Source organism: Elusimicrobiota bacterium, assembly GCA_040757695.1.
Classification (GTDB): domain Bacteria; phylum Elusimicrobiota; class UBA8919; order UBA8919; family UBA8919; genus JBFLWK01.
In genome coordinates this window covers 1-10,703 of sequence record JBFLWK010000075.1, presented here as the reverse complement: position 1 = coordinate 10,703, position 10,703 = coordinate 1, and the positions used below count along the sequence as shown (strand labels likewise).

6 protein-coding genes are annotated in these 10,703 nt (G+C 36.8%); all 6 read right to left on the bottom strand.

The genetic code is table 11. The annotated features are described in order from the left end of the window. Nucleotides 1–118 precede the first annotated feature (118 nt). Entirely contained in the window at nucleotides 119–907 is a 789-nt protein-coding gene (locus AB1349_10885) for a hypothetical protein (protein MEW6557841.1), read from the bottom strand. Then, complete coding sequence (locus AB1349_10880; GenBank protein ID MEW6557840.1) at nucleotides 904–3,600, bottom strand: amidase domain-containing protein; 2,697 nt, start codon at nucleotides 3,598–3,600, stop codon at nucleotides 904–906. The genes AB1349_10885 and AB1349_10880 overlap by 4 nt, the downstream gene beginning before the upstream one ends. A gap of 2 nt (nucleotides 3,601–3,602) precedes the next feature. Continuing rightward, complete coding sequence (locus tag AB1349_10875; protein ID MEW6557839.1) at nucleotides 3,603–4,466, bottom strand: hypothetical protein; 864 nt, start codon at nucleotides 4,464–4,466, stop codon at nucleotides 3,603–3,605. An 86-nt stretch (nucleotides 4,467–4,552) separates the two neighbouring features. Beyond that, a complete protein-coding gene (locus AB1349_10870; protein ID MEW6557838.1) occupies nucleotides 4,553–8,509 on the bottom strand; it encodes an Ig-like domain-containing protein in 3,957 nt (1,318 codons plus the stop codon). Nucleotides 8,510–8,524: 15 nt separating this feature from the next. After that, nucleotides 8,525–9,322, bottom strand: coding sequence for a hypothetical protein (locus AB1349_10865; GenBank protein ID MEW6557837.1), 798 nt, complete (start codon nucleotides 9,320–9,322; stop codon nucleotides 8,525–8,527). Between the two features lie 84 nt (nucleotides 9,323–9,406). Then, nucleotides 9,407–10,585, bottom strand: a complete 1,179-nt coding sequence (locus tag AB1349_10860) for a hypothetical protein (protein ID MEW6557836.1) — start codon at nucleotides 10,583–10,585, stop codon at nucleotides 9,407–9,409. Between the last annotated feature and the right edge of the window lie 118 nt (nucleotides 10,586–10,703).

The following is a 10,703-nucleotide window of genomic DNA, read 5'->3' as shown; positions in this document are numbered from 1 at the left end:
CCCAGCATCAGTTAGTTCGTTGCCTTATTAACTGTGGGATTTGGTGTTGGACTGGTCGCTACCCTTTATCCAGTTCGGACTTCCACCGACAAGAATTCAAGGAACTTTCTTGGCACACTCATTTTTTCACCTCCCATTTGATTACTTTTATATCTTCGTCTAAGTTTTCTATATCATAAAGCAATTCATAAATCTCACCTAATTCAGTTACAATAGATTTGCGAGAATATTCTGAATTTCTTTTCTTCTCAATAAGTTTTGTAAGTTTATGGTCTATTCTAAAAGTTTTAGATACATTGGGACATTTCTCTCTGTATAAATATTCGTAATTTCTGCGTGGTATTTTTAATGGTTTAGAAAATCTTAGTCCAGACCAGATTACATTGTTAAATTCGCCGTAAATCGTATTACAATTACCACTTTTATCGTACATAACTGTGCCACCGTCAAGTAATAAAAATATGTTTTGGGAATCATCAACTTCTATGTCTATTCCCAATCCACCGCCCATGCCGTTAAGAGAAAGATGTGGAATTATTTCTAATTTGTCAGTCCCTTTTAGTTTATATTTCTTACCATTAATTATTGTTTCTTTCACTTTTTTTAATTTTATACTTTCCACATGCTGTCCTGTTGTAGTATATTTTTCAACTTTTGTATTAGCAGAATCAAGTATGTAAATAATGTTATTTTTTACCGTTATAGCATGTGGAACTACTGGTATTCTGTCACCACCATATTTAAAAATTCCGAACTCCCCCGGCCCTGTTCCCCACTTTGCCTCAATAATCACCTTCGGCACATATTCAACATTCTGTGTTATGGTTGTGGAAGTTTTTATTTCCTCTGCCCAGCCTAAATAGGATACCATCAATAAAACTGCTAACCCCAAAAAATTCTTTCTCATCTCACACCTCCCGAAATCTTTTTTTGAATATCCTTAAATGTTAGATATTCTTCTTTTCCGTCAGCAGATTGTATTTTGATTTTGTCCAATTTGTTATCTGCAGTCATCAAAAATTTCCATTTTTCTTTTTTTCCATCTTTGTAAAATACATCAACCTGTCTCGGTTTGTCTGATATTATTCCATCTTCTGGGAAATTGGTATTTACATTTGTGGTAAGTTCATCTTGTTGATTTTCAGAAAAACTTGAGCCTTCTATCGGTTTTGATAGTTGTAAGGATTGTGTTGCTGGTGTGCTTGGATTTACTGCATAATCTATCAAACTTTTGATAAGTGTTTTTTCTTCTTGTGATAGTGAGCCCTGTGCATAACTGAAATCGCTATAAAGTGTGGTTGCTATGACTCTCCCTTCTACCTGTCTACCTTCTACCTCTCTACCTTTTACTGTGTATTCTATAAGGCACGGCATGTTGTTCTTTGTACGCCGCAATAATACTTTCGTATCCGTTGACCACTGGGTAAAGTACCCGTCTACGTTTACGTCTAAATTAACACGAGTTTGTCCGTTAAACACAGGACTTACTTCGTTGATATACACACTCGCTGACTGGCAACTCTGGTCCTCATTCCATCCATAACCAGTAATCGGTAATCGGTAATCGGTAATCGGTAATGCCCCAAATTCATACCCATGTTGCTGAGTGAAACATACTATTGTTCCACCATTATTTACATAATCTGCTAAATTTCTTTTGAAACTTTCTACATCACCAAGCCCATACAAACCACCAGAAGGAATTATCAGCACTTTTATTCTCGGCAATATCTCATTTAAATTTGAAACATAGTCAACCAGTTCAAATCGCTCACTAATATCAGCTAAAAGCCGTATACTCGGAACCAATAACCCGCCTGTCATTATCCCTATTGGGTCTACTTCAGAATTTACTTGAATTTGTGTTGTAGTAGAACCCACTAACTCATTAACAACACCTTCAAATTCATCAGGCTTATCACACGCAGGAGCAGGCTTTGTCTCTCTGGTTTTGGATAAACCTACATTAAAACTCCAGGTCTTGCTATTTTCATTACCTGCTTTATCCCTGCCATAGACCATTACTGAATAACTCTGTTTCCCATGAAGAAATGCAGCACCTTGAATTACTCCATTTTTATATTTCATCTCTTCGGTCGGATTATCAAAAGAAACACCGCCCGACGGACCACCACATCCTGACCAAGTTATGCTGGTTGGTTGCGAGCCAGGACCACTACCAGTTACACTTCCTTCATCAACTCCACTCAAATTATCGCTTACACCTGCCCCAAAAGATATTCTTGTAGGTATCTTTGCAGTAGATTCTGTTGGACAGCATCCTGTTGTTATAAATTCAAACTCGGATGATGTCCCTACTACAGTGTTGGGAGTCGGAAATGGCTCTATCTCGGGTGGTGTGGTGTCTATCTTTACAACTACTATTATCACTTCACTCTCATTACCTGCTTTGTCTTTTGCTTTTATCCTTATTGTATGAACACCATCAGTTAAATTAGAAAATACTTTTGATAACTCGGTTGTCTCAAACCATTCACCACCATCAATTGAAACAAGATAACTGTCAGCACCTGTAAAACAATCCACCCAACTCACTGTTACTGTGTTGGTATTTATCCAGCCATCTGCTTCTTTTATAGGTTGCGGTGTAACTGTTGGTTCTTTAGGTGTCCCTGTTTCATCATTCACTCTCTGTGGTGGTGTGGTGTCTATGGTAAATGATATTTGTTTTGTGGTGGAACTGCCAACTGTATCATATGCTGTCACTTTCGCTGTCCAGGTTCCATCAACAAGTGGAAATTCTTTTGACCAGTTCGCAAGCGTACCTGTAAGCACAACCGCCGCCATTAAATCCTGTGAATTCGTCAAAAATATCTCTACTTTATCCAACGCTTTATCGTCTGCTGCAGTACCACTTATTGTTACTAATGCCTGATTAAGTATCGCACCATTCGTTGGTGCTGTTATCTCAACCGTCGCTGGTTCAGTATCTATGTGATATATTATGGTTTGATTCCAATCCAATGGAAGACTAAAGTAAAAATCAATTGTCCCATAATTCCGATCTATTGAATGGGCAGCCAATCTCACATTCGCACCACTATCGGCAATCACTATAGAACTATGCCTTCCCTCAAATATTATTACATCACCAATTGTTATATTACTTGGAACTTTGCTTTGATCGTAATATGGTGGAGCATAGGAAGTGCGGTTAATCACAGTTACTTCTGATATTTTTGATAAGAAATATTCTAAGCCACCAACTCTGTAATAAGTCCCGCCTTTACCACCATCACCTTGCATTCCAATCCCACCTGCTTTCAAACATTGAGAGACAAAATTTGCACAATCTGCACCCCATTCACTTAAAATAGTATTATCTCCATCATTACTCGCTGTTCCAAGTTCTTCTTTACCCTCTATCCAATAGTACCAAGTGTAAGTAGGAGTGTTTACTTTGTCACAATATTCATCCTGTCCTTCCACCAAATTACCATTTTCATCAAATTTATGTGTGTCTGTCTGCCACCAAGAATTTGCGTAACTAACAGCGGATGAGCGATTATAACCTGCCCAGCATTTAGTATAGGTTAATACTACCAGTATCAGTATTGGAACTTTTGATTTAAATCTCATAATTATTTATTTTCTCCCATATATTTAAATAAATCGTCTAGAAATTTTTGACCTCGTTCTTTTGCCCATTTTATTTTTATCGACCCAACTTCTTTTTTAGCCCTAGATATTATAGATGATACATAAGTGTCTTCTTTAACTATCCTCTTAACTAATTTTCGTGTTTCTGTATCATCATAACTAATAAGTTTTTTTAAAGATTTGGTAACTGCTCCTGATTTATAAGCTTCAACATTGCCAATTTTTAATTTGATTTTTTCTATTTCTGCTTCCTGCCTTTTTATTTCCATCCCCTCTTCAAATTCTACTATACCATCTTTTTCAACTCTATCCTTAATCATTGCTAATGATTTTAAGGCTGAATTTAATTCTACCTCAAATTGCGAGCGAAATTCTTCATCCAATTTCTTTTCTATATCTGGTTGAGCAATAATATTTACATACAATGGATATACATCTTCTTTGCAATCCATCTCAAACAATCTATCAGCAGCCTCAAGACGCACTTCTATGAATTTATGATTCAATACTTTTTTTAATATTAAAATAGTTTTCTCTTTTGTTTTTTTATCAACTCTATTTTCAATAGCTCTTAATGTCCAAATCGCCTGTATAATACTTGCTATATTTGTACTTTTCTCAATTATTTCAAAACAGAATTCAGAAACTCTTGGATCATCACCTACACGACCTAAATAGAATAATATCTCACTAAGATAATAAGGGTTATTCATCTCTTTTCTTCCTGTCTCAATGCATTGCGGTAAATGTTTTCTAATGTTTTGTGATTCTGTTTCTCCATATACTTTACTATCAGTTAGCCATATTGCCATCCATATCAAAGTTAAGATACTAAATTTACTCATGTCTTTACCCTCCAATTGTGATTTTTTCGTTTTTCTCCAAAAGTTATTATATCAAAAAGAACTAAAAACTTCTACCAAAAATTTTCCTATTCTCTGCTTACTTTTTTTATCGTTTCTGTCGTTTGAAACACTTTGTAAAAATATACTGTATTTTCTTGTATGTTTTCATCGCTGAAATTATCTTCTGTGCCTTCATAAACTATTTCGCCGTCGGTGGGAGCCTTCGGCGGGTTTCCTGCCTTACGAACCAGCCTCACACTGCTTGCCACTGTGTTTTCAGATTTTCTCCAGCTTAACTTGAGTTGATTATGTTTTCTATTTTCATCCACACCACCAGTGTTCTGCACCCTTATAAATCCCGTCTCACCTGCATAATACACTCCGTCCCGCTGTCCCTCTGTCCCTGTTTTATTCAAGCCAACAATTTCCAAATCTGCGGGCGGCACTGTAAAAGAACGAGATCGGGAAATTAGGAAATTAGGAAATTGGGTGTAATTTCCTTGTTCATCAGGCAGGATTGCTTTGATATTTACACTGTAGGTCCCAGACGGTAATGTCTCTGGAATTGGTATTGTATAAAAAAATGTTGTGCCACTGCGCGGCGAAACCGTGGCAATCTCTTCCCTCATAAAACTTAACGATGGTATCTCTGTTATAATTTTTAAATCTTTTAATTCCCATTTCCCTATCGCACTAATCTCTATCGCACTATTTATTTTATCCCTTATACGGTAAAATGTTTTATCAAACTCCGCAGTTACTGTTACGCTGCACGGCAGGATATTTACTGACTTTACTGTTTTTCCATCATAACTTGCTGTTGCTTGAAGTTTGTAATCCCCAAATTTTAGCGACGGAATTTGTAGAACAAATGTTCTATAAACCGATTGTCCAACATCCGCATTAAACGGCTGGGTTGTATTAAACAGGCATGTCTGTTCGGGAGATATCAGTTCTATACAGAGCGTCCCTTCGGCAGGGTCTATCCCCTTTATATGTTTAATTGTGTATGTAATGCTGTTCATATCTGTGTAAATCTGTGGTTCTTCAGTTAATATCAGTGTTATCTGCGATTCTGGTATCTCAAAATATGCTACTGATTGGGCTAACCTTGTTCCATCTTTTTCTAATTCAAAAAAGATAGTGTAAATGCCTTTTGATGGTGTTGCAGATAATTGATATGTTTCCGTCTGTGTAATTAGCCCAATTGGACTAATTGAAACCGCTTTTGTTGTCTGTTGTAGCAGCACATTCTCAGGTGATATTACTTTTACAGTTACTATCCCTGTTATCTCTGTTGCCTGCGTATTTTTTAACTCATATCTCATATCTACTATCTCATTTCTCGTGTATTCCTTTTTCTCAGTTCTTATTTCTGCGGTTACTTTTGTCGGCTCTACCCATCCACCTATATCCGACTGTGCTATTAAAGTTGTCATTGCGAGACCGCTTGCAGTCGTGGCAATCTCATAACATCGTCCATACACTCGCCAGCCGTGTGCTATTGTTGAGGCAACCACTTCATATGGAACAGCTACTGAACTATTTCCAACTACTGTCAGCGTATCCACAACCACATAATCGCTATCCGTCGGATAATACAACCACTCGCTCTTACTACCTGCAAGTCCCCAGCCCAACGCCATCTTCACCACCACTGTCTTTTGCTCTGCTGTCTCGTTAAAAACATTCGCATACACCACACTTCTCTGCCCCTGCACAAGTGTCTGCTCAGGCGTGTTCAGTGTGAAATTAACTCCTGTATATGGTATTGCTCGTAGTTGTTGTGTCGCAGGTGTTGATGGGTCTATTGCATAATCTATCAAACTTTTGACAAGTGTTTTTTCTTCTTGTGATAGTGAGCCCTGTGCATAACTGAAATCGGAATATAATGTAGTGACTATGACCCTGCCTTTTCTTGCTTCTTGCGTCTGGCTTCTTATTTCATATTCTATCATGCACGGCATATTATTCTTTGTCCGTCTTAATAGCACCTTCGCATCAGCAGGCCAGTTTGTGAAATATCCGTCAACATTTACATCTAGCGTAGTATTTGTTTGTCCATTGAATATAGGACTTACTTCGTTGATATACACACTCGCCGACTGACAACTCTGGTCCTCATTCCAGCCATATCCTGTCACTTGTTGCTTGTCGCTTGTCGCTGGCAGTGCAGAAAACTCATACCCATGTTGTTGAGTAAAACATACTATCGTGCCACCGTTATTTACATAATCTGCTAAATTTCTTTTGAAACTTTCTACATCACCAAGTCCATACAAACCACCCGATGGAATAATTAATACTTTAATCCTCGGCAATATTTCTGATAGATTAAAATTATAATCAACCAGTTCAAATCGCTCACCAATATCAGCTAAAAGTAAAATGTTTTCTGCCAATAAACCACTTGCCGTTATTCCAATTGGGTCACCATATAAACATATCTGAGTAGTACTTGACCCCAATAATGCTTCACAACTTACGCCCTCAAAATCATCTGGTTTATCACAATCAGGATTTGGTTTGCTTTGTTCGTATTTTTTTAACCCTACATTAAAACTCCATGTTTTACTACTTGGATTCTCTGCCTTATCTTTGGCAGACACAGTTACTGTATAACTCTGTTCCCCGTGCAGATATGCACCTCCCCCTATATAGCCATCCATATTTCGCATTCTTTCAGTTGGATTAGAAAATGAAAAACTGCGCGAACCACCTTTACAAGTCACGCTTGTTATTGTTGTTGGCTGTGACTCCGGACCTCTACCAGTTACACTTCCTTCATCAACACCGCTCAATTTGTCGGTAACTGTTGCACCAAAAGATATCCATTTAGGGATTTTTGATATAGAGTAACTCCAGCAACATTGTTTCCCTACCATTCTAAATATATACTCATATGAACTCCCTGCTAAACTACCAGGTTCAGGAAAGGGATTTATCTCGGGAGGTGTTTTGTCTATTGTAAAATTTACAGTTTTTTGTTCTGATCTGTGTCCTACCCAATCAACTGCTTGCTCTGTGACTGTATGTTTACCTTCACCAAATGTTTTGCTGGCTGTTTTTATACCTGATATTGTTCCAACAATTTCAGGTGCTGAATCCATTGTATCAGATGCATTAACCGTTACTGTTACATCGTGATTGTATATTTTCCCATCTTCTACTCCTGAAATTTCTATCTCAGGTGGTGTGGTATCTATGGTGAACGATATTTGTGATGGTTCTGATTCATTACCGGCAACATCTATTGCCTTTGCAGTTATTGTCCAGTTCCCGTCGGACAATTCAAATGTATGTTGCCAGTTTATATTAGCACCTGCTGTTATTGAACAAAATGCTGCTTGAGAAACTCCATCTACTGCAGAAAGATGTATCTTCTCTACTTTGGTATTATCCGATGCTGTGCCGCTGATAGATACAAGTTTGGTATTGAGTATTGCTCCGTCAGACGGTGAAACAATTTTTACCGTCGGTGGTATAATGTCCCTGTAATAATAAGATAATTGATTGCCACCAATCAAATATTCATCAGGACAATCATAAGGTTCATGTAATACTACAGGCAATTGACCCCACTTTGATATAAAATGAGTATCTGAGTATTTTATTGCTGAATGGTCATCACCATCATAGGTAACACGTACATCATTAGGTACACCCGAAGGAATACCTATTGCTGTAGCAATTTTACTATAACTTCCATCCTGCCAATATTTTTGTTGTTCGGGAGAATTAATCCAAATTTTATTGCTTGTTGACTGACTATACCAAGCATAAGAATGGCAGTTATATTTATTATTAGCATCACTTATGATAGTTGCATTTGGATAACGTATAGCAACATAATTACGCCAATATTCTATCTCTGAAGAATCAAAATCTTTGTCTGTAAAAATTATTGCATTAACTGTGGTTCCATTAGGCGTATAGACCGTTGTGAAAATATGGGGTCTTTCTTCTGCTAAAGTAATAACTACATTACTTAAAATAGTTCCTATAATTATAAGTATACTACATACTTTTTTAAGATTTAACATTTATTTTTTTACCTTCTACTTCTTATTTTTAAGAAACTTTTCAACTTCTGGAATAATTTCATCTGTATCGCTAGCCCAAACAGCCCCATCAAGAAAATCCCTTAAATACTTCTTATCCTGTATCTTTAATTTGAATGGTTTATATTCTTCATTTTCCAAAATTCGTCCCATAAGTAAAAGTGTCTCATGACTCTTAACTCTATGTTTAGAAACATATCCGTACGTATTCGGATGTTTTTGTCTTTCATGATATTTCCAAATGCACTCTCTTAATAACTTAACTTTTTCCTCTTCAGACAATTTAGAAAGGATAATGTTTTGACTGATTACTATTTCAAAACAACGAAAATAGAAAACACCAAATTCACCAAATTCTTTTTGAATTGATTGACGGTCCAATTTGCGAATTTGTCGATACTTTGCTAATAGTTTAGTGCTCGCATCTTCTCTTCTTAATAATTCCTGAAGCCCATTAAAGGTTAAAACTATGCTTTCAAATCCTTTTTGTATATTATTAGATAGAAACATATCCGGGAGAAAAGGATACCTCAAACATGTTTCAATTAATCCTTCTGTTGACATTTTCTTAAGAATATCTTCTGGTATTTGGCACGCTTTTACTATATTTTTATGTGTACCAAGTGCCTTCCATTCTTTTGTCCCTGGTTTTATCGGAAAATCATATATATCTATTGGTTTATTAGTTTTGTTGCCAGATTTTGAATTATCACTTGTCACCGTCCCCGTGCTTTCTGCTCTGATTATGCTTATTACTAATGCCAGTGCCACGATTATTAGAATTACTTTTCTCATAGATTTTTCACCTCGCTAATTTTATTTCTGCTATGCAAGTATTATATAAAATCCTCATTAATAATCAAGTAAAATATTTTGCTTTTATTTAACAGTAATATTGGTAATGTACACTTTTTTATCAGTAGTTATGCTTGGAAAAATTGCGTAATAATAATTTACATCATCTTGCATTTCTGTATCTGTGTAATTATCTTCTATACCTTCGTAGACAGTTTGGCCGTCGGCAGCATCTTTTGGTGGACTACCTGTTTTGCGAACCATCCTACTAGTTGCCACTGTGCCTTCAGGTTTTCTCCAGCTTAAACCGATGCGATTGCTTCTTGTACTATTCCCATCCACACCGCCGGTGTTTTGAACACGAATAAATCCCGTCTCACCTGCTGTGTATGTATCCTTATTTATACCGATAATTTCAAGGTCTGCTGGTGGCACTGTGAAAGATAGCGACATAGCGACATAGCGACTTAGCGACTCATTGTAATTCCCTTGTTCATCAGGCAGTATTGCTTTGATATTTACACTGTAGGTTCCGGATGGTAATGTCTCTGGAATTGGTATTGTATATGTGTATGTTGTAGTTGCAGGGCTCGTCCCTGCTATATCATTGCACGGTAAAACCGTGGCAATCTCTTCCCTCATAAAACTTAATGTTGGTATCTCTGTTATTGTCTTTAAGTTCTTTAGTTGCCATCTACCTTCTACCGTCTCACTTATACCGATTTTTAATTCCTCCCTTATCCTGTAGAATGTCCTGTCAAAATCAAGTGTCATATCTATACTACACGGTAGGATATTTACCAACTTAGCCGTTTTGCCTTCATAACTCACTGTTGCTACAAGTTTGTAATTCCCGAATTTTAATTCTCTAAATGGTATTGTATACATAATATCTGTTGATTGATTGATATCAATTGTGAAATTTTTTGTTGATACATAAACTGTGCTATTTGTTGGGTCAATCAGTTCAACACACAATGTCCCTTCTGCAGGGTCTATCCCTTTTTTGTGGGTTATGGTATAGACGAGATTATTTGTATTTGTATAAAATGCGGGCTCTGATGTAAGCGATACCACTATCTCTGTTTCTGGTATCTCAAAATATGCTACTGATTGGGCTAACCTTGTTCCATCTTTTTCTAATTCAAAAAAGATAGTATAAATGCCTTTTGATGGTGTTGCAGATACCAGATACTCCACAGCACCTGCAAACGTTCCATTTGCAGAAAGTGTTATCTCTTTTGTTGTTTTTTGCAATGACATACTCCCCGCAGCAAGCTGCGGGGTATCTTAAAAGTCAAGTTTTAACTGGCGTCTGTCTTCTTCTGCTCTTTGATATTGGATGTATTTCTGTATAGTTTGTGCAGTTACTTTGTCGCCG